We start from the raw sequence: 20,455 nt of genomic DNA, 5'->3' as shown, positions 1-20,455 counted from the left end.
GTAGGGATTCGATGATTCTTTGAATAAATAATGGGACTATTGGTTCGGTTGCTGAAGATTATGAGACCCGGGGTTGCCTGTCAACGGAAAAATGACTCTAAGCGCAAGATTGTCAGTCCTTCCTCCAGGGCTGGGCGAGAAAACGAGCATTCGGCGGTCCGAATTCCCGCTTCGCAAAGGTCGCCAACTGTGGTGGTATAGATGAAAGTGAATCCAGAACCTTTACGAACGTCGCGGCGCGCCGTGATCGACGCGCTCCTTCAGCATCTGTCCATGTCGCGGTCAAGCCTCGCGGAGGCCACCGGCCTTAGCCGCTCCGCCATCACCGAGGTTACCCAGGGTCTCATCGACCTTGGTCTGCTGGAGGAACTTCCGGTTTCCTACGCGGAGCAGCGCCGTGGGCGGCCTTCGGTGCTACTTTCCTTCGCCTCTTCGCACGGCTATTTTCTTGGGGTTAGCATCACCGACCGCCCCTCGGCGATCGTGTTGGTCAACCTTCGTGGCGAGATTGTCGGCGAGTGTGAGATCCCTTTCCAGCCCATGCCGGCAGACGTAGCTGCTTCCATTCGCAAGGGCCTCACGCAGCTCCTTAAGATGACGCGCGTCCCACGGGAGCGCGTTTTTGGTGTGGGGATTGCGGTTACCGGCATCGTCGAGCAGGAGACCGGCGACTGCCGCTACTCGGCTGCACTCAACTGGCGCGATGTTCCCATCGGGAACATGGTGGAGAAGGCCACCGGCGTCAAGACGTACATTGACAACGACGCCAATATGATTGCGATTGGGCAGAAACTCTTTGGGCGCGGTCGCGATCTCAAACACTACTCCAGCCTCATCCTTGGTCGCAACATAGGCTGCGCACACTTCATCGACAACAAACTCTACCGCGGTCACGACGGAAGTGCCGGCGAGATCGGGCATATTACGGTGGACCCTGCCGGCCCGCTCTGCCGCTGCGGACGAAATGGGTGTCTCGATATGTATGCTGGTGGGGCCGCGCTCGAGAACAGCGCAAAGGCTCTTGGAATCGAGACTGCATCCATGCGTGAGCTTGAGGTGCTGGCCGCAAGCGGGAGCAGCGATGCCTATAACCTCCTCCGCCGTGGTGGACAGGCACTGGGCCTCACTGTGGCCAGCCTGGTCCAGATCAACAACCCCGAAACGGTCCTCTTCGCTGATCTCGAGGGGTTCGGCAATGGCCTCTTCAGTACAACTACCCGTCAGACGATCGAGAACAATATTCTGCCGCGCTTTCTTTCTACGACGCAGATTGTGTTTCAGCCTATGGATCAGAGCTTCCTCGCCCGCGGAGCTGCAAGCATGGCTGTGCAGAAGTTCCTTCACGCGTCAGGCTGAGCCGGGTGAACGCATGCCGGGGGCACTGTCCCAAAATCGGTGTTTTTTTTCTTAGAAGTTCGGAAAAGGTCCCTCGCCGTTCGACATACATGAAGCCACGACGTCGGGCCTCGTCCCGAGCGCGCGGACGAGCTATGTTCAGGAGTGGACGATGACGCTAGAGCATCAGATCAAAGCGGGGATTGGGCTGGCGGCCACCTATGTTGGTAACCATATGGTGAAGGGAATGGACTCCACGGAGGGCAATCCTGGCGTGTACGGTCCGGGTGCCACCACGTCGAATATCAACTCGCGCCGGCCTTATGCTGGACTGGCGTCCGTTCAACTGGTGTCGCCTTTCGGCATGAGCAACTACAACGCTCTGCAACTGAGTGCCAATAAACACACAAATCGTGGCTTTACGTTGATCAGCAACTTCACATGGTCCAAATGCATGGACAATGATTCTCAGAGCACAGGGGGCGTTACGGTCATCAATAAGCGCAACCTGAACGCCAACTATGCGCGGTGCGACTTCGACGTCGAGCAGTCCGGCACGGTGTCCACCGTCTATGATCTACCCCTCGTTCATGCCTTCCACGGCTTTACCGACAAGGTGCTGAATCACTGGCAAATTACTGCTATCGTGACCGCTTCCAAGGGGACTCCATTCAATATTTCGAGCGGGGTAGACAACGCTCTTTCCGGCGTCACGACGAACTCAAGCACGAATGATTTGACCGACCGGGTTGTGGGAGTCATTCCGCAGAGGCCAAGCGGTGTAAGCCAGCTCAAGGAGTACTTCAATACCGCTGCGTTTACCAAGAACGCGCTGGGCACCTTCGGCGACAGTGGGCGCAACAGTACCTTTGCACCCGGACAGTGGAACGCCGACGCAGGGGTCTTGAAGACCTTTCCACTGGTGCGGAAGTTGAATCTGACCTTGCGCGGTGAGGCCTTCAACCTGTTCAATCATGTTAACTTCGGAGCTCCGGTGGCGACGTTCACCAGCACGCAGTTCGGTCAGATCACGTCAGCTGCAGGTCCAAGAGTGCTGCAGGTCTCCATGCGCCTTACGTTCTGATGGGAAAGACAGCGATTGGGAGAATTTTTCATGTCGGAAACCAAAGCACAACGTCATACGACAGTGTCGTCGCTCCAAAGCTCCACGACAAGGCGGGACTTTCTGCAGGGCTCACTCGCGATCGCGGGAACAGCCGCAGTCTCCACGGTAGCGCCCACACTGGCAAGCGCGCAGAGCAAACCGAAGCGGCCGAACCTGGTCTTCTTTTTAGGGGAGGGACAAAGGGCGGACGCACTTTCGATCGCCGGGCATCCCCTGCTCAATACGCCAAACCATGATCGCATCGGGCGCGAGGGAGCTCGCTTTAGCAACGCGTTTTGCACGAATGCGCTGTGTGCCCCCGCGCGTGCCACTGCGCTTACGGGAATGTATTCTCGCTCGACCGGTGCCCTTGACAATACCAGGGCGCATATTCCCATGGCATCTGACATTCCCTTGTTCACTGAGATCTTGCAGAAGGAGGGGTACGAGGTCGCCATCCTGGGGAAGACCCATACGCGGAATGGAATGGAGGAGAGGAACTGGGACTACTATTTCGGCCACAATGATCCTGGCAACGACTACGCAAACCCCCTCTTCAAGGAGGGACGCAAAGGGAAGATCGGCCCGCAAAAGCGGTACGAAGGGGTGTATCCGGATGACCTGACCACGGACCGCGCGATTGCCTGGATGGAGGAAGATCGCGGGGAGAAGCCCTTCTGCATTCTGATCTGGTTTGTCGCGCCGCATGAGCCGTTCTTTCGTGCTCGCCGGCATGCCGATCTCTACAACGGCACGGCCATTCCCAAGCCCGAAACGTTCGATGACGATCTCAAGGGGTACCCAGGCAAGCCGAAGAGTTTTGTCGATGCGGAGAACAAGCTTGGCACGACTTCGACCCACGTAGCCTGTGGATCTCTCGAAGGGGTCGCGAAGGACTACTACGCAGGACTGGTCGCGGTCGATGAGAATATTGGACGGGTCTTCGGCTATCTCGAGAAGAAGGGAATCCTCGATGACACCGCCATTCTGCACTCCTCCGACCATGGATACTTCCTGGGGGAGTGGCGTCTCTTCGACAAGCGTCTGATGCACGAGCCGTCGCTGCGGGTCCCCTTCCAGGTGCGCTATCCACGGCGCATCCCTTTGGGGACCGTGCGTGAGGAGATGGTCTTGGATACCGATATCGCGCCGACACTGCTTGATCTGGCAGGTGTTCCTGTTCCCCCGCACATGCAGGGCAAGAGCGTTCTACCCCTGGCGAAGAAGCGGGACCCGGAGTTCCGCAAGGAGTGGTACTACGAGTATTACGAGTGGCCCAATCCGGAGAAGGTCGCTCCCCATCGGGGCATTCGGACGGAGCAGTACAAGCTCATCCAGTATGTTCTCGATCCTTCGGAGGGGGAACTCTACGATTTGCATGCCGACCCGGGGGAACGAAACAATTTGTACGGCAAAGCGCAATACGCTGCGCTGCAGGCTCACCTTTCGGAGCGTTTGATTGCTTTGCGGACGGCGATTCCGGAGCACATAGAGGCAGGCAAGGGATAGCTTTCCGTCAAGGATGTTTCATGGACTGCTAGAAAGCTGGACGCGTTAGTGTGCGTCCAGTTCGATTTTCTTCTGTACCGGTGGGCGTTTGAGAAACAACACCAGCGGAACCAGAGCCAGCATGATGCCGGTGAGAACCCGGAACTGATCCATGTACGCAAGCAGATTTGCCTGTTGTTGCATCGCTCCGTAGAGTTGCGCCATCGCCGCGTAGGTGCCGTCGGCCAGGTTTCCTGCGCGAGCGGCCATATGGCCGATGTACTGCTGGACCAGAGGGTTTGAGGCCACCATGTGGTCGCCGAGAATCTGCTGGTGAACCTGGGCCTTGCGCTGCAGCATGGTGCTGACGAAGGCGATGCCCAGACTTCCGCCTTCGTTTCGCATGAGGGCATAAAGACCTGCTGCCTGGGAGCTCTCTGTCTTGGGCAGAAAGCGGAAAACCACTGTGCTGAGCGGCACCGTGACGAGTCCGACGCCAAGTACCTGCACGATTCTGGGGAGGACGAGGTCACGTTCCGCGACGCCAAGGTTGAGCGATGCCATCCAGAAGACGCCCCCGGCAATGACCAGCATGCCGGCCACAATCAGTTTGCGCGGGTCGAAGCCCTTGGTGAGGACGTAGCCTACGATAGGGACTTCGAGGATGGTGAATAGACCGGCAGGTGACATCGCAAAACCAGCCGTGGTGGCGTCATAGCCCATCATCTGCTGCATGTAGGTGGGCAGCAGGTAGGTGGTTGCATAAAGCACGGCGTACAGGCCAAGGACAATGATGCAGCAGAAGAGAAAGTTGCGCTCCTTGAGTAGGCGCAGATTGACGATGGGATTCTCGCGGCGCAACTCCCAGATAACGGCGCCCGTGAGTGCCAGAGCGGCGACGGCGGCAAAGAAGACGATGAAGGGAGAACCGAACCAGTCGAGTTCCTGTCCCTTGTCGAGGACGATCTCAAGGGTAGCGAGGCCGATCGAGATGAATCCGAGCCCTCCCCAATCGACGGAGAGTTTGCGCGCCCTAGCCTTGGTCTGCTCCATGTGGTCGGGGTCCTTGAGGACGATGCGCGTGAGAAAGACGCAGAGGATGCCGATAGGGATGTTGATGTAGAAGATCCAGCGCCACGAGTAGTTGTCGGTGATCCAGCCGCCGAGGGTAGGTCCGAGGACCGGGGCGCAGAGGATGGCCACGGTGTAGAGTGCCATGGCCATGCCACGCTTTTGTGCATTGAAGCTGTCGGCCAGGATTGCCTGGACCGATGGTTGGAGGCCACCGCCTGCGACCCCTTGCAGCACGCGAAAGAGAATGAGGATGCCAAGTGAGGGTGCCAGTCCGCAGGCTGCGGAGAAGACCGTGAAGAGAAAGACCGACGTGAGGTAGAAGTTCTTCCGGCCCATCACGGACGAGATCCACGCGCTGATGGGGAGGACGACAGCATTGGCGACGAGGTAGCTGGTGAGGACCCATGCGCCTTCATCGAGCGAAGCGGATAGGCTCCCGGCGATGTGGGGAAGGGCGACGTTCGCAATGGAGCTGTCGAGTACCTCCATAAAAGTGCCGAGCGTCACCACGAGCGCAATGATCCAGGGATTGTAGAGCTTTGCTTCCGGGAGGCGTTCGTTGTCGAACTTTGGTGAGGAGGCGGCGAGCGAAGATTCGGCCTGGGCAATGCTGCGTTCTGTGAGTGTTGCTGTCATGATGACCCGCCGGTCTTATTATATGACTCATCAGTCATTACTGGCAACGTATGCTGGAAGCGACGATATGACACGCACCACGACAACCCGGAAGGATGTCCTGCAAGAGTTCCGGCGGACAGAGATTCTCGCCGCGGCGGCGAAGGTATTCGGCGAAAAAGGCTATGAGGCCACGCACATGATGGATGTGGCGGAGGCAGCCGGACTCGCGAAGGGAACGCTGTATCTCTACTTTCCCTCAAAAGACGCAATCTACGAAGCGACGCTCCGGGCTGCAGTCAGCGAATTACAGATCCTGACGGAGGATCATATTGGACGCGAGACGGATTTTGCCGGCAAGCTCGCGGCGTTTGTGCGGGTGCGGATTGCGTTCTGGAGCGAGAAGCAGTCGCTCTACCGGGTGATTGTGAGTCTTGGGCGAGAGGCGCACAACCAGAAGCGCAGCATCGCGCTGCAGCGGAAGGTGGTTGAATATCTGACGCAGCTCTTCCGAAGGGCGTCGGCGGCCGGCGAGATTCCGGAGCAGGACTTTGAGGCGGCTGCCTGGGCCACGATGGACGCCATCCGGGGTGTGAATGAGCGCCGAGTCTACTCTGAGGGCAATACGACGGAGCATGACACGCGGTTTCTCACGGAATTTCTGCTGAATGCGGTGGGGTGGCGCTCGGTCCAGGGCGGACCACAATAGATTCCCGTGGATGCGGCGCTCGCCATGGTGGAGACGGCTCGCCTCTTGCCTTTGTCCTTTGCGTTTCGTCTGTTTGCAGACTTCTGGATCGTGCGTGATCGGCATCGCCTTGGAGAATGGGGGGCCAGCAAGTAAATTAGACATGGGAATCCTATTGAATCGTATTGCGACTCAAATCGACACCTCCGCCTCGACGCTCCGTGCAGCCAAGAGGAAATTGTTGCTGCGAGATGGCTTGATCTTCGTCAGCCTTACTCTGATCTCGCTTGTTTTGTATGGCATAACTCTCCTCCTCTTCCGCTCGTTTGAGCTTCATCGGGATAATCTTGCGGTCTTCTGGTCGGATCGCGGCCGGGACGAGATGCAACATGGGCATGCGGAGCAGGGCGCGGTGTCGTTACGCAACGCGCTCTCGTATGACCCTGACAATCGAGAGTATGAACTTCTACTGGCGCAGGCTTTGCGTGATGCCGGACAAACAGAGCAGGCGAAGAACTACTTCCTCAACCTCTGGGAGTCGCGGCCGGGCGACGGTTTTATCAATCTTCAGTTAGCCCGTCTGGCGAGAGCGAAGGGAACCACGTCGGACGCCGTGAACTACTACCGCGCGTCCATCTTTGGAGATTGGCGTGGGGATGCACCCGTGCGCCGGCGAAGCATCCGCCTGGAGCTGGCAGACTACCTAATGTCCCTCGATCAAATGGAAGCGGCGCGCGCGGAACTCCTGATTGCGGCAGGGAACGCGCCCAATGACGCACAGATCAATTTGACCTTTGGTGAGAAATTTGCCGCGCTCGGTGATGTTTCCGACGCGTTAGCTTCCTACAAGAAAGCCCTCGGGGAAGATCCTCATAACCAATCGGCGCTCCAAGCTATCGGTCGCCTGTCGTTTCATGCGGGTGACTACGAAGCCGCGCACACGTATCTTGAAGTTGCCCTGCGGCAAGGGATAAAGGATCAGAGCCAGAGAGAGCAGATGTTAGCAATGGCCACGGATGCCCAGCGGCTGGTTCAACTTTCTTTCTCTCGACGTCTTCCTGCGCGTCAGCGCGCGGATCACCTACTGCTTGGGAGGGGAATTGCGGAGTCTCGCTTCAATGCCTGTTCCAGCCAGTTGGGAGCCACGGCTCCGCTGTCGGCAGCCATGCAGGATCTGAAATCACGCTGGAAGACCGCTGACTCGATCGTTCGCCGCACCGTGCAGCAAAATGCCGACGCGCAGGATACGTTGGCGGATCTTATCAGTGACACGGAAGTGACCACGTCCAAGGAATGCGGACAGCCCGCCGGTGACGATGCACTCCTTCTCATGCTTGCAAGCCACTAAACGTACCGCAGCGGAGTTTTCATGCAAGACACACCTCAACAAACCGTAGCGGGCTCTGCAACGCAAGAGACTGAATCGAACCTCGCACCTGCGCGAGAAGACAGACTATTCCTGCTCTTGTCGATCTTCATCGGTATTATTTCGGGTTTGCTCGTAGTTGCGTTTCGCATGGCGATCGAGTGGCTTTCGGTTCTTCTGCAAGGCTCAGCTCCGGGGCCGCGACAACTTCGCCTGATTATCGCTCCTGCGTGTGCTGGCATTGTCATTGCGGTTCTTACCCGCTATGTATTTCCCAAGGTGAGAGGCAGTGGGGTCAATCAGACCAAGGCTGCGCTCTATATCCATAACGGCTACATCTCTTTTCGCACGATGGTGGGCAAGTTTCTTTTGTCCGCCCTTGCCATTGGCAGTGGGCATTCCCTCGGTCCCGAAGATCCGTCACTGCAGATTGGTGCCGGAGTCGCTTCGCTAATCAGCCGCCGAGTCGGACTGTCGCGCGAGAAGCTCAGGGTCTTCGCTCCGGTGGGTGCTGCGGCTGGTCTTGCGGCTGCCTTCAACGCTCCAATCTCCGCGATCCTGTTCGTGATTGAAGAAGTGATTGGACAATGGACGGCAGGGGTTCTGGGCTCGATTGTCCTCTCCGCGGTCTCTGCTGTGGTCGTCGCCCGCCAGTTCTGGGGAGCGCAACCGATGTTCCGCATCCCGTCGATCGATGTCCGTGACCCACGTGAACTCTTGGCTTACGCGGTCCTGGGCATCGTAGGTGGGCTTGCATCGCTGATCTTCGCGAAGGCGCTCGGCTACCTTCGTCCCGCGCTGCGTAACCAACCACAATGGTCTCAGATGATCCAACCTGCGCTCGCGGGCGTTGTCGTCGGAGCGATTGGATATTTTGGGTTTCCGCAGGTGATGGGTGCGGGGTATGGTGCGATCGATCTTGCCATGCATGGACAGTTCGCTTTCAAGATGCTCCTCCTGCTTGCTTTGTTCAAGATCATAGCGACGACCCTGTCTTTCTCCAGTGGAACGCCGGGCGGCATGTTTGCTCCCACTCTTTTTGTCGGAGCGATGCTGGGGGCGTCTGTCGGGCAGGCCGAGCATCTGCTCTTTCCACATCTCACGGGTTCGAGTGGCTCGTACGCTCTGGTTGGCATGGGTGTGCTCTTTGCCGCATTCCTGCGCGCGCCTCTTACCTCTGTCTTCATGGTCCTGGAGGTAAGCGGCAACTACTCGATCATTCTTCCCGTCATCCTTGCGAATACGATCGCTTACCTCATCTCGCGTAGTTTGCAGCCGATTCCCATCTTCGAACTCTTTACGCATCAAGACGGCCTCTACCTGCCTTCCATGGAGGAGCAGCGTGAGGAAAGCGATCTTCGCTTCGAGGATGCTCTCCAACCGGCTGCTGTTCCGATTCTGCAAGGTTCCGACACCATGTGGAACGTGAAGAAGGTGTTGGAACAAAATCAAGAAGCCGCCGCCGCGCCCGCTGTCCTGATCCAGTGCAGTGACTCCACCTGGTATGCGGCGAATCAGAAAGAGTTGCGAGATTGGGCATTGGAGATCGACGAAGAAGACAAGCCAGGCGCGCATGTCTTGCTTCAGGAGCGCGCAGGAACCGAGAGAACGCCGCTGATCTTTCCTGACCAGCCACTCTCGAATGCATTGCCACACTTCCGGCGTTGGCCGATCCTTCCCGTCTCGAATCGCGCGATGCGGGGTGCTTTGGAAGGCGTGCTCTCGCTCGACGATGTCTTGAAACGCTATCAACGGAGTGGCGGCCACTAAGGGGACCGCCATCGATGAACCCACCGTGTATAACTTGCGCAGGGAATAGTCTCGTCGCGTGAGCCTGTCGATAGCTGAGCGCAGCAGTGGGAAGGCTTCTATCAGACCACTTATCCCCGATTCCAAATGCGAAAAGAAAGTCGAAAAAACCCCTCGCGGAGAAGAACGGTTCGGCATCTGAATAGGAATGTCTATTTCGTATGACGCGATTGTCATTGGTACTGGGGCTGGCGGTGGAACGTTGGCTCTGCACCTGGCCCAGGCCGGGAAAAACATTTTGATTCTTGAGCGTGGTTCCTTCCTACCGCAAGAGAAGTTGAACTGGGATACCCAGGCAGTCTTCCTGGACAATCGCTATCACACCAAAGAGATCTGGCAGGACAAGGACGGTAAAGACCTGCATCCGCAACAGGCTTACTACGTGGGTGGCCAGACAAAGGTCTATGGCGCAGCCATGTTCCGCATGCGTGCGGAGGATTTCGGCGTCATCCAACACAAGGGCGGGGTCTCGCCCGCATGGCCAATCTCCTACGCCGAATTGGAGCCGTACTATACGCGCGCGGAGGAACTTTTTCATGTTCACGGCGATCTCGGCACGGCACCGCGCGTACCCGGCGGCTTTGGCTCCTCGTTCGACCCCACGGAGCCGTTTCATTCGAAGAAGTATCCGTATCCTGCGTTCGCGAATGAGCCACGTATGCAGGTTATCGAGGACGATGTCCGCAAACTCGGTATCAACACCTTCCCGATTCCTCTTGGTCTGAAGCGCAATGAAGCCGACCCTCTTGCTTCCCAATGCGTGCGTTGCGATACCTGCGACGGCTATCCCTGCCTGGTCCATGCGAAGTCGGACTCCGATATCAACTGCATTCGCAAGATTCTGCATCTGCCAAACGTAACTCTCATGACCAATTCGCGCGTTACGCGCCTGTTGACGAACGCCGAAGGGACGGCTGTGACTGGCGTTGAGGTCATCCACGCGGGTGTTGGGAAGCCCTATGCCGCCCTATCTGCTGTAGGCGAGACAAGCGCTCCATCGGCGTCCCGCGAGGGAAAGACTGCGATCTACAAGGCTGGATTCTTTGCGGTCTGCGCAGGAGCGATTAACTCTGCCGTGCTCCTGCTCGCCTCCGCAAACGATAAACACCCGAAGGGACTCGCTAACCGCTCCGATCAGGTTGGTCGCAACTTTATGTATCACCAGGCCGATGCGTTGCTTGCGCTGTCGACGGTGCGCAACGATGACGCGTACACGAAAACATGGGGCACAAACGACTTTTATCTCAAGGATACAGACCCCGCCTACCCCTTTCCTCTCGGACAGGTGCAACCGGTCGGCAGCTTCCACCACGAGATGATGAAGGGCGATGCCCCACCCCTGACTCCTGGCTTTGTGCTGGAAGGAATGAAGCATCATGCCGTACCGTGGTGGCTCACAACGGAAGATCTTCCATCTGCCGAAAACCGTGTCACGCTCCACAACGCGACACCGCTTTCGATCGAGAGCAATCAGCCCGGTCTCTCCGGTGCCCATCCATCGGGAGACACTGGCAGTACGAACGAGACGGAACTCGTCAACAACCACAGCCCCCGTCGTATCCAGTTGTCCTACACACCCAATAATGTGGAGTCGTTCGACCGCCTCAAAGACCGCTGGATCGATGTTCTGAAGAAGGCTGGTCATGCCACAACCCACGTCCCGCTTCACGCCTATTTCAAGAAGCGTATTCCTCTGGAGGGTGTGGGCCACCAGAACGGCACCTGCCGCATGGGGCACGACGCAACGACCAGTGTTCTCGATGTCCACTGCAAAGCGCACGACCTGGACAATCTCTATGTGGTGGATGCGTCGTGCTTCGTTTCAGCAAGTGCAGTGAATCCCTCTCTTACGATCATCGCGAATGCTATCCGTGTCTCCGACCATCTGCTACAGGAACGGTTGAAGTAGCAGCAGGGTCTGAGATGCATAAACACTATTGGCTAGAGGCAAACACTCCGGGGTGAGCAACAGAGCACAGCGATAATCCTACTTCGTAACTATCGTCGGATCTGACGGAGATGCCACCGCTGACCGCCTGTCGATCTCAGGCTGCGCATAACCGTCGACTTTACCTGGCGGAAAGCGACAAGCCAACACCTGTTGGCAATGCGGCGAGAAGATGGACGGTTCATGCGCAGTATTCTTTGGAATCAAAATGCACCGCATCAGAGTTGCGCAGATGTTCCAGAAGATTGATGAAGGAGGGGTGACTTTATGAAGGACACCATGACACCGAGGCAAACCGCGATAATCGAAGACGGCCTTAAGCTGCTCACCGATGATCAGCTCGAACTTGCCCTGGAGGCCAGCCTCTACTGCCTCGACACCTGGCGGCGTGCTCACGACCGCACGCTTCAAGATTCTATGTTTAGAAATGGATACCCACGATGATTGAAAAATTGAAGGCGACGACCGGATCGGCGATCGGCTTTAGCATGATCGGAAAACTCTCTTCTGAAGATGTTGCGCAGTTCTCTCAAGAGATCGAGCTTGCGATGGCAGCCCACAAACGGCCGCTTGGGGTTCTGGCTGATCTCACTCGGATGGAGGGTGCCAGTTGGGATGCGCGGTGGCATGAAATGCGATTCCTGCAGCACCACACGAATGACATTGCGCGTATGGCTATCATTTGCGATGACCCATGGCAGCAGGTCTCCGAGATGGTTCTTGTCGCCACGGCAGTGCTGCAGGCAGAGACACTTTATTTTCATTCCTCTGAAATTCTGCACGCATGGCACTGGGTCAAGATGAACAAGCTGGACGAGAGTATGCCGGTCCGCATGATCTACCCCGGCAAAGGGCTCTTTCAGAACTACACGCCGGAATATATGGGAATTTAAAAAGTAAACACTGGGGCGCACGATCTGCGCGTCTGTCGCTCTTCTCGGTGACGATGAGCGCATCGAAGACACGCGTCCGGGGAGGAGTTTTTTAGGCGCTCCTGCGGGCCTGTCAAAACCATCCTTATCTTGTTCGGCTGATTGATTCCAAAGATGTTGTGACTCGTGTGCAATAGGACACATCATTCCAATTCGAGCTGGCCCATACTTGCGGGAAGTCACAATCAATCTATTCAGAATCATCAAGAGGACGTGATCTATGTCCCGACAAGATTCATGGTTGTCCCGCCATCGGGATATTTCTCTGGGACGTTTGCTCTTTGCACTCTTCCTACTCGCACTGATCCCTTGCCTATGGAAGCTGGGGCCGGTCAGTGCCGCACAGCAGAAGCAGGTCGTCACCAGTCCCAAAGCCGCCGCTCCAAAAGCTTCCGACTTCGTTGGTTCGGAGACTTGTGCCACCTGCCACGCAGACCTATCCAGCAAATTCGCTTCCAATCCTCATGTCGCACTTGCGATGACCCATGGAGGGAAGGGCGTTACGTGTGAAGGTTGCCACGGTGCCGGCAGGGAGCATGTGGAGTCGGGGGGGGACGTCACCAAGATCTTTCAGTTTGAAAAGGCGTCTTCGAAAATGGTTGATGCTAAGTGCCTCTCATGCCATCTTGGGACACACGCTAACTTCGATCGCTCGGCGCATGCAGAGGCTGGAGTGAGCTGCACGAGTTGCCACAGCAGCCATGCCTTTAGGGTGGAAACAAACCTATTGAAGGTGGCTGAGCCGAAGCTTTGCTATAGCTGTCATACCGATGTGAAAGCTTCCTTCTCGCAACCCTTTCACCACAAGGTCAACGAAGGTGTCCTGACGTGCAGCGATTGCCATAACCCGCACGGCACGATGAAGGACAAACTTCTAAAGTCCGGGGCCGATCAAAATGCTGTATGCACAAAATGTCACGTCGAGACGCTGGGGCCGTTTGTTCACGAGCACCCTCCGTTGAAGACAGACGGATGCACATCATGCCATCTTCCTCACGGTTCGCCCAATGCAAGACTCTTGACTCGCAGCAATGTGAACTCTCTTTGTCTGCAGTGTCACACGGCATCGATGAACTTCACGGCACCTGGTACACCGTCCTTTCACAACCAGGCGAACCAGTATCAAGCCTGCACAAGCTGCCATACCCAGATCCACGGCTCAAACGTCGATGCGAACTTCTTCAAGTAAGGGCGGCCAAGGATGATAAATCGAGTGCGTTTGCCATTGTTACGGAACCACGCATCGCAGGCTGTTTGGGCGACGGGTATCCTTTGTTTGCCTTTATCTGGGCTATGGAGTGCGATGTTGGTTGCGCAGACGGCGGTTCCTCCCGCGATGCAAAGCCCCGTCCCGCTGGTATCGAAAGATGCTTCGCCACCAACGCCTTCGGACAATGTACGCTTCGGATACATCATCCATCAGACGATTGAATCCGGCGGACACATTGCGTCGACCTCCGGCAGTGGAGCGATGTACGACACGCTGGTCAATCTACAAACCGGACCACGCATGATGAATTACACGCTTGACCTGCGGGCTGTGGATTCGCATCATGTGCGTCTCTTCGACCGTTTGGCCACCGACAGCTTTGGCTATGGTGGCGATCCCAATAGTGTGACGACGCTGAACTTCTCCAGAGGGAAGATGTATGACTTTCGCGGGAGCTTCCGCCGCAGTCGCCAGTATTTTGACTACAATCTTTTGGGCAATCCGTTGATTCCGCCTACCTCATCTCCGTATGTTCCCCTGAATCAGTCGCCTATTCTCTTCAATACGGTGCGGCGCAACACGGACCTTAATCTGACGCTCGCGCCTTTGTCACGTTTCTCTGTACGGCTCGCCTACAACCATAACGTCAGCCAGGGCCCCTCTTACAGCGCCGTGCATGAGGGTGGCGAAGGACAACTGATGCAGTTATGGCGAAACGGTACGGATACTTGGAATCTAGGACTCGACTACAAGCTTGATCCACACACGACGTTGAGCTACGACCAATTCGTCATGCATTACAAAGGCGATACGAGCTGGCAGTTGACGGGACTGAACTATAAGCTCTCGAATGGAACACCGGTCGCTCTTGGCATCGATCTCTCATCCGTCTGGGCCGCCCCCTGCGCCGCACCGTTTGCCACGAGTGGGACCGTCAACCCGGCTTGTAACGCCTTCCTCGCCTACAACCGTTCCGCACCAACGCGCACGCTCGCCCCGACCGAGCAGATGCGATTTCAGAGTGCATCTGTCCCCCAACTGAGCTTCAATGGCCGTGTTCTTTACAGTGCGTCAACGAGCAACCTGAACAACTATAACGAGTTTTTCAACGGATTCCTCTCCCGCACCAGTCTTCGCCAATCGATCGTGACCGGCTCCGCTCGAGCCCGGCGCATCAATGTAGATGGCGACCTGAGTGTGACCTGGCAGATCGCACCGAAGATCTCGGCGACCAACCTCTTCGACTTCTCCGACTTCCGGGTTCCCGGCACCAATTCGTTGACCGAGACGGACTATGCAGGAACCACGATGCTCGCCGCGCCAGGCATCGCTACGGCGACCACAACCCCGAGCTATCAGGCGTTGAATCAGAAGACAAAGACGGACACCTTCGTCGTCGCCTGGGATGTGAAGCCGCGTGCACGACTGACGGCAGGCTATCGTTATCGTAGTCGCATCATTACGACTTCCGGCGGAGACTTCATCCCGATACACGAAGACTGGGGGCTCTTTGGTGCGGCTCTTCGCCCGACACCCCAACTGCGCATCAACTTCAATCTCGAAGCGATGTATGCCGATCGCTCTTATACACGGATCAGTCCCCGGCAACTTCAGCACTACATCGTGCGGACGACGTACAAGCCGAGGTCGTGGCTTGTTTTTGCAGGTACGATGAACCTCCGTGAGAGCCGCAACAATGTGCAGACCGTCAATCATCTAGAACACAATCGCGACTTCTCCCTGGGGAGCTCGATCTCGAAGAGTGAACGTTGGTCTCTCGATCTCAACTATTCCTACAACGACGTTTATTCGAGCACTCTCGAGTGTTACGCTTCCACTCCCGCGCCACCTACGGCTGGTGTTGCTCCAGCAGTCTGTGTCACGGCTGCTACGCCATTTCGCAGTACTGGCTACTACAACGCACCGACACATTTCGCCTCTCTGGGCTTGATGATGATGCCGGCTAAGCGGGCTCATCTTAACGCCGGGTACCGCGTCACGGCCGTGAACGGTACGGTCGACAACATCAATATCCGGGAGGTGCCAGGATCGTTGCAGTCGCAGTTTTATACTCCGTATGCGGGCTTGTCGATCGATATGGCGCCGAACTGGTTGTGGAAGGGTGACTACAACTACTACGGTTATGGCGAAGCCGGTCCTACCGGTCCCACGTTGCCTCGCAGCTTTCACGGAAACGTCACGACAATGGCCGTCCGGTACGCATTCTGACCGGAATGAGATCAGCAGATCCGTGGCAGTTGTTCGCCGGATAGCATATCGAGCACACGATTTCCGCCTATGCGGCTGCGCAGCGTGACGATCCCCGATGTGTGTTCGTGGACCATGCCTACTTGAACAGCTCCTGCTGAGACGGGCTCGGCACGGAGGATGGCAAGCGCCTGATCTGCATCCTTTGCTGGAACAAATATGGCGAAGCGGCCTTCATTGGCGACATAGAGCGGATCGAGCCCAAGCAATTCGCAGGCACCGCGAACGACCTCCTTTACAGGGATGAGAACCTCGTCGACCGTGATGCGGTGTCCCGCAATCATAGCGATTTCGTTCAGCGCGGAAGAAAGTCCTCCACGCGTGAGGTCGCGCAGACAATGTACTTCGATGCCAGCAGTAAAGAGTGCTTCGACCGCGGGCCAGAGGCAGGCCGTATCGCTGCGGACATCGCCCTCAAACTCGAGCCCGTCCCGCACCGAGAGGATGGCGATTCCATGCGATCCCAGGTCTCCGCTAAGGAGCACAACATCGCCGCTGCGGATATGCTCTGGGCCGATCGGATCCGGAGCAAGGACGACTCCGACGCCGGTGGTGTTGATGAAAATTCCATCTCCCTTTCCTTTGTCGACAACCTTGGTGTCACCCGTAACGATAGGAACACCTGCAGCCCTGGCTGCATCCCGCATGGCTGAGACAACATGGATCAGCGTCGCCATGGCAAGGCCTTCTTCAAGAACGAATCCTGCGCTTAATGCGATGGCCTTTGCACCACACATCGCGAGATCGTTGACTGTGCCATTCACAGCGAGGTCACCGATGTTGCCGCCTGGGAAGATGAGGGGTTTGACGACATAGGTGTCTGTCGTCATCGCGAGCCGCTCCCCGCTTCTCGCAAGAAGCGCTCCGTCGTGGCGAGCGTTCAAGGCAGGATTGGAGAAGGCGGGCAGAAAGACGTTCTCGATGAGTTGATGCGTGAGCCTGCCGCCGCCACCATGGGCGAGCAGGATGCGGTCAGTGGCAGGGTGAGGCAAGGGACACGAGAGAGGGTTCATCTTCTTTACGCCTTCCAAAGTGAAAGTAGGCTGCGCAAGCACCCTCGGACGAGACCATGGGCGCTCCGAGCGGAGTGTCGGGGGTACAGCGTGTGCCAAATGCAGGACAGTCATAGGGGCGGCGCATGCCCTGAAGCACGAGACCGGCGATGCATTCCCGAGACTCCTCAGCTTCTTCGAGAATGAGACCAAATCGAAATTCAGCGTCGAAGTCGCGATATGCAGCGCGCAGACGCAGCCCACTGGACGCGATGTTTCCGATGCCACGCCAAACCCGATCGGTGACCTCAAAGACTTCGCTCACACGCTGCTGGGCGTGTGTATTCCCCGCCTGTTGCACAGCGCGGGTGTACTGGTTCTCCACCTCGTTGCGCCCACTCTCAAGCTGCTCGACGAGCATCAGGATTCCCTGGAGGAGGTCCAATGGCTCAAATCCAGTGACCACGATGGGAACGAGATACGTTGAGCTGATGGAGAGGTATTCGTGATAACCGGTGACCATGCAGGCGTGGCCTGCCGCGAGAAAGGCCTGCACGCGACAATCGGGTGAGGCAAGCACTGCCTCCATAGCTGGGGGCACCAGAACATGGGAGACGAGCATTGAGAAGTTAGTGAGCTTCTCTCGAGCCGCCTGCCATACGGCCATTGCGTTTGCGGGTGCTGTCGTCTCGAATCCTACGGCGAAGAAAACGATCTCCCGTTGTGGATGAAGGCGCGCGAGTTGCAAGGCATCGAGCGGTGAATAGACGATACGCACATCTGCGCCCAGAGCCTTGGCATCGAGCAGGCTCTGGGCCGATCCCGGAACGCGCAGCATGTCGCCAAAGGAGCAGAGAATAACCTGTGGCAGCGATGCGGTTGCGACGGCGCGATCAATCATGGCAACGGGCGTGACACAGACGGGGCAGCCAGGACCGTGGACAAGAGTGATTCCTTTGGGCAGAAGCTCCTGCAAGCCGCTCTTGACGATGGTGTAGGTCTGGCCACCGCAGACTTCCATGATGGTCCAGGGGTGAGTGGCGATGCGGTGGATCTCCTTCGCCATGCGTTGAACGGAATCATATTCTCGGTACTCGTCGAGGAACCTCATGTCGCGATCACCTCCAACTCCTCCAGCAGATCCATCTCTTTGAGTGCATCAAAGACGTAGTTCGCTTCGGCTTCATCGACGACCGAGAGCGCGAAACCTACGTGAACCATTACGTAGTCACCCACACACGCATCGGGTGTGTAATCGAGTGACACCTCTTTACGGATGCCGCCGAAATCTACTTTTCCTCGGCGCAGGCCAAAGTGCGGGTCGACGAGGATCGTGAGAATCTTCCCTGGTACAGCGAGACACATGGCATTACCTCTCTAGTGCATTTGTCCCGCGAGGACAGCCTGGCCGAGCGCGAGACCGCCATCATTAGCAGGAGCCTGGTGGTGGGTTGAGACGAAGAAACCATGAGACTCGAGAAGTCGGCTCGTCTGCATGGTGAGGTAGGCGTTCTGAAAGACACCACCGCTGAGCACAACGCAAGGAAGGTCGCTGCTTTGAGCCACGGCAAGAATCCAGTTTGCCAGGGCGTTGTGGAACTTGATGGCAAGTATCTTTCTGTCTACCCGCATCTGCCGATCTGTAACCAGTTGGCGGATAAGGGGTGTCCAATCGCCGACACCATCCCGCCAGCCGATCTCATACGATGCATCCGATCGCGTGTCTCCTATGGCGCTCTCGAGCAGCATGGCGGCTGCACCCTCGAATGGGTTTCCTGCGGCGACCCCCGTGATATGCGCTACAGCATCGAAGAGTCGGCCGACACTTGAAGTCGCAGGAGCCTGGATGCCGTGCTCGAGTATGGTTGCGATACCCGGCGCGATGAGCGTTCGCGCTTGCTTGGGACCGAGCGCCTGCCAGAGCACACCCGCTGCCGAACGGGAGCAGTCTCGCATTGCTTGCTCTCCGCCTGGCAAGAGGAAGGGGCGAAGGTGACCGACTCGTACGAATCCTTCGGCGCTTGCACGGAAGAACTCACCGCCCCAGATAGTTCCATCTGTGCCGAGACCTGCTCCGTCGAAAGCCACACCAAGGTACTCTCCACGAAGGCCGTTCTCTGCAGCACAGGAGGCGACATGAGCGTGGTGGTGCTGAACTTCGACGAGAGGAAGTCCCATGGCAAGAGCGTGCTCTCTTGCCCAGGTGCTGGATGCATAGTCGGGATGAGAATCACACGCGAGCAATTCGGGCTTGAAGCGGTGCAGCGCGCAGAGGTCCGCGATCGTGCGGCTGAACGCATCGCGTGCTTCCATTGAATCGAGGTCGCCGATATGTTGACTGAGCACGACTTGGCGACCAAGTCCGATGGCGACAGTGTTCTTGAGGTGACCACCAACGGCAAGCACAGGCCGTAGGTGGTGTGGCACGGCGATGGGCAGAGGTGCATATCCGCGGGCGCGGCGCAGAACCTGCGGGGCAGAACTCGTCATCACGCGCACGATGGAATCGTCACAGGCACGGGCTATCGGGCGATTGTGAAGAACGAAGAGATCAGCTATTTCTTTCAATCGAAGAAGCGCCTCTTCATCTTCCGTTGCGATTGGCTCGCCAGCGAGGTTGCCGCTCGTTGCGACCACCGGGTAGGGGAACTGCAGCATGAGAAGATGATGGGTCGGAGAGCAGGGAAGCATTACCCCGAAGAAGGGGGAGAAGCGTGCGATCTCCGGGGCGAGTCCATGGGAGTCCTTCGGACGAAGCAAGACGATCGGCGATGCTTGCGACTGCAGCAAGTCTTGCTCGGCTCCGCTGACCCGGCAATATTGGTGAACACTCTCGATAGACGGCATCAGCAACGCGAAGGGCTTCTCGTCGCGATGCTTGCGCTCGCGCAGACGGCTCACGGCCGCGGAACTGCGGGCATCTGTGAGTAGTTGGAAGCCGCCGATGCCTTTCAATGCGACGATCTTACCCTCTGCGAGTGCGCACGCCGCCACGGCAAACGGGTTATCTCCCTTCATGCCTGGCGGCCAGAGGTAGAGACGAGGCCCGCAGGCGCGACAGCCATTAGGTTGCGCATGAAAGCGCCGATCTTGATACGAGTCATACTCGCGGCGACACGCCGCACACTGAACGAACTGCTTCATCGTGGTGTGCGCTCGGTCATAGGGTATGTCGAGAAGAATGCTGTAGCGCGGGCCGCAGAGTGTACAGTTCGTGAATGGGTAACCGAAGCGACGGTTGGCAGGGGCAAGAACTTCAGCAAGACACTCCGGACAGGTGGCAAGATCAGGGAGTACGCTTATTCCCTTGGGTTCCGATGCATCTCCGCGACTCCCCAGGATCTCGAACCCCACCTTGCCCGTGGGAGGAATGCGGGATATCTCCTCAGTCGCGATGACGGCTGCTTCGGGCTTGCAGACTTTTAGCTCGAGAAGCAATGCTTCGAGTTGGTCCGATGTGCCCTCGACCTCCATCTCGATGCCACTTGCCATATTTCGCACCCAGCCAGAAAGTCGCATCCTGGTCGCCAGCCGGTAGACCGTGGGACGAAATCCAACGCCTTGCACAGCGCCACTCAGCGCGATGTGAAGACGTTCAACCGGTGCGGATGCCGCGACGCCCATG

Annotated in this window: 16 protein-coding genes; 10 read left to right on the top strand and 6 right to left on the bottom strand. The window is 57.4% G+C overall.

What is annotated here, in order from left to right; genetic code table 11:
- Positions 1–273 precede the first annotated feature (273 nt).
- From BM400_RS16715 to BM400_RS16705, 3 genes are all read left to right on the top strand, one after another.
- Positions 274–1,356, top strand: coding sequence for an ROK family protein (locus tag BM400_RS16715; RefSeq protein ID WP_245781925.1), 1,083 nt, complete (start codon positions 274–276; stop codon positions 1,354–1,356).
- A gap of 85 nt (positions 1,357–1,441) precedes the next feature.
- Complete coding sequence (locus BM400_RS16710; protein ID WP_483866653.1) at positions 1,442–2,419, top strand: outer membrane beta-barrel protein; 978 nt, start codon at positions 1,442–1,444, stop codon at positions 2,417–2,419.
- 30 nt (positions 2,420–2,449) lie between these two features.
- Positions 2,450–3,949 (top strand): sulfatase/phosphatase domain-containing protein, encoded by a 1,500-nt coding sequence (locus BM400_RS16705; protein ID WP_089840876.1) that lies wholly within the window; start codon positions 2,450–2,452, stop codon positions 3,947–3,949.
- Positions 3,950–3,994: 45 nt separating this feature from the next.
- Here BM400_RS16705 and BM400_RS16700 read toward each other — a convergent pair whose 3' ends face one another.
- Positions 3,995–5,638, bottom strand: coding sequence for a DHA2 family efflux MFS transporter permease subunit (locus BM400_RS16700; RefSeq protein WP_089840874.1), 1,644 nt, complete (start codon positions 5,636–5,638; stop codon positions 3,995–3,997).
- Between the two features lie 67 nt (positions 5,639–5,705).
- Between BM400_RS16700 and BM400_RS16695 the strand changes: the two genes are divergently transcribed.
- The 4 genes from BM400_RS16695 to BM400_RS16680 all read left to right on the top strand — a co-directional run bounded on the left by BM400_RS16695 (position 5,706) and on the right by BM400_RS16680 (position 11,389).
- Positions 5,706–6,326 carry a TetR/AcrR family transcriptional regulator gene (locus BM400_RS16695; RefSeq protein WP_089840872.1) on the top strand — a complete coding sequence of 207 codons (621 nt, stop codon included), beginning with the start codon at positions 5,706–5,708 and terminating at the stop codon, positions 6,324–6,326.
- 94 nt (positions 6,327–6,420) lie between these two features.
- Complete coding sequence (locus BM400_RS16690) at positions 6,421–7,653, top strand: tetratricopeptide repeat protein (protein WP_175529081.1); 1,233 nt, start codon at positions 6,421–6,423, stop codon at positions 7,651–7,653.
- A 117-nt stretch (positions 7,654–7,770) separates the two neighbouring features.
- Positions 7,771–9,441, top strand: a complete 1,671-nt coding sequence (locus BM400_RS16685; RefSeq protein ID WP_245781924.1) for a chloride channel protein — start codon at positions 7,771–7,773, stop codon at positions 9,439–9,441.
- A gap of 187 nt (positions 9,442–9,628) precedes the next feature.
- Positions 9,629–11,389, top strand: coding sequence for a GMC oxidoreductase (locus BM400_RS16680; protein ID WP_089840864.1), 1,761 nt, complete (start codon positions 9,629–9,631; stop codon positions 11,387–11,389).
- 78 nt (positions 11,390–11,467) lie between these two features.
- Here the strand turns inward: BM400_RS16680 and BM400_RS22150 are convergent, their stop codons facing one another.
- Entirely contained in the window at positions 11,468–11,839 is a 372-nt protein-coding gene (locus BM400_RS22150) for a hypothetical protein (RefSeq protein ID WP_175529080.1), read from the bottom strand.
- A 29-nt stretch (positions 11,840–11,868) separates the two neighbouring features.
- Here BM400_RS22150 and BM400_RS16675 point away from each other — a divergent pair, with 29 nt between their 5' ends.
- The 3 genes from BM400_RS16675 to BM400_RS16665 all read left to right on the top strand — a co-directional run bounded on the left by BM400_RS16675 (position 11,869) and on the right by BM400_RS16665 (position 15,799).
- Positions 11,869–12,321, top strand: a complete 453-nt coding sequence (locus BM400_RS16675; protein WP_089840861.1) for a SpoIIAA family protein — start codon at positions 11,869–11,871, stop codon at positions 12,319–12,321.
- Positions 12,322–12,580: 259 nt separating this feature from the next.
- The gene (locus BM400_RS16670; RefSeq protein WP_089840859.1) at positions 12,581–13,549 is read left to right on the top strand and encodes a DmsE family decaheme c-type cytochrome; all 969 of its coding nucleotides are present in this window, start codon (positions 12,581–12,583) and stop codon (positions 13,547–13,549) included.
- A gap of 114 nt (positions 13,550–13,663) precedes the next feature.
- Positions 13,664–15,799 carry a porin family protein gene (locus BM400_RS16665; RefSeq protein WP_089840857.1) on the top strand — a complete coding sequence of 712 codons (2,136 nt, stop codon included), beginning with the start codon at positions 13,664–13,666 and terminating at the stop codon, positions 15,797–15,799.
- Between the two features lie 11 nt (positions 15,800–15,810).
- Here the strand turns inward: BM400_RS16665 and hypE are convergent, their stop codons facing one another.
- The 4 genes from hypE to hypF are packed head-to-tail and all read right to left on the bottom strand — an operon-like array spanning position 15,811 to position 20,454.
- Positions 15,811–16,893, bottom strand: a complete 1,083-nt coding sequence (gene hypE / locus BM400_RS16660) for a hydrogenase expression/formation protein HypE (protein ID WP_245781923.1) — start codon at positions 16,891–16,893, stop codon at positions 15,811–15,813.
- Positions 16,811–17,896, bottom strand: coding sequence for a hydrogenase formation protein HypD (hypD, locus tag BM400_RS16655; RefSeq protein WP_245781922.1), 1,086 nt, complete (start codon positions 17,894–17,896; stop codon positions 16,811–16,813). The genes hypE and hypD overlap by 83 nt, the downstream gene beginning before the upstream one ends.
- A gap of 41 nt (positions 17,897–17,937) precedes the next feature.
- On the bottom strand, positions 17,938–18,195 hold the full coding sequence (locus BM400_RS16650; RefSeq protein ID WP_089840850.1) for a HypC/HybG/HupF family hydrogenase formation chaperone: 258 nt from the start codon (positions 18,193–18,195) through the stop codon (positions 17,938–17,940).
- Between the two features lie 12 nt (positions 18,196–18,207).
- The gene (gene hypF / locus BM400_RS16645) at positions 18,208–20,454 is read right to left on the bottom strand and encodes a carbamoyltransferase HypF (RefSeq protein WP_089840847.1); all 2,247 of its coding nucleotides are present in this window, start codon (positions 20,452–20,454) and stop codon (positions 18,208–18,210) included.
- Position 20,455: the final 1 nt, after the last annotated feature.

The organism is Granulicella pectinivorans, assembly GCF_900114625.1.
Classification (GTDB): domain Bacteria; phylum Acidobacteriota; class Terriglobia; order Terriglobales; family Acidobacteriaceae; genus Edaphobacter; species Edaphobacter pectinivorans.
This window is presented reverse-complemented; position numbering and strand designations above follow the sequence as displayed.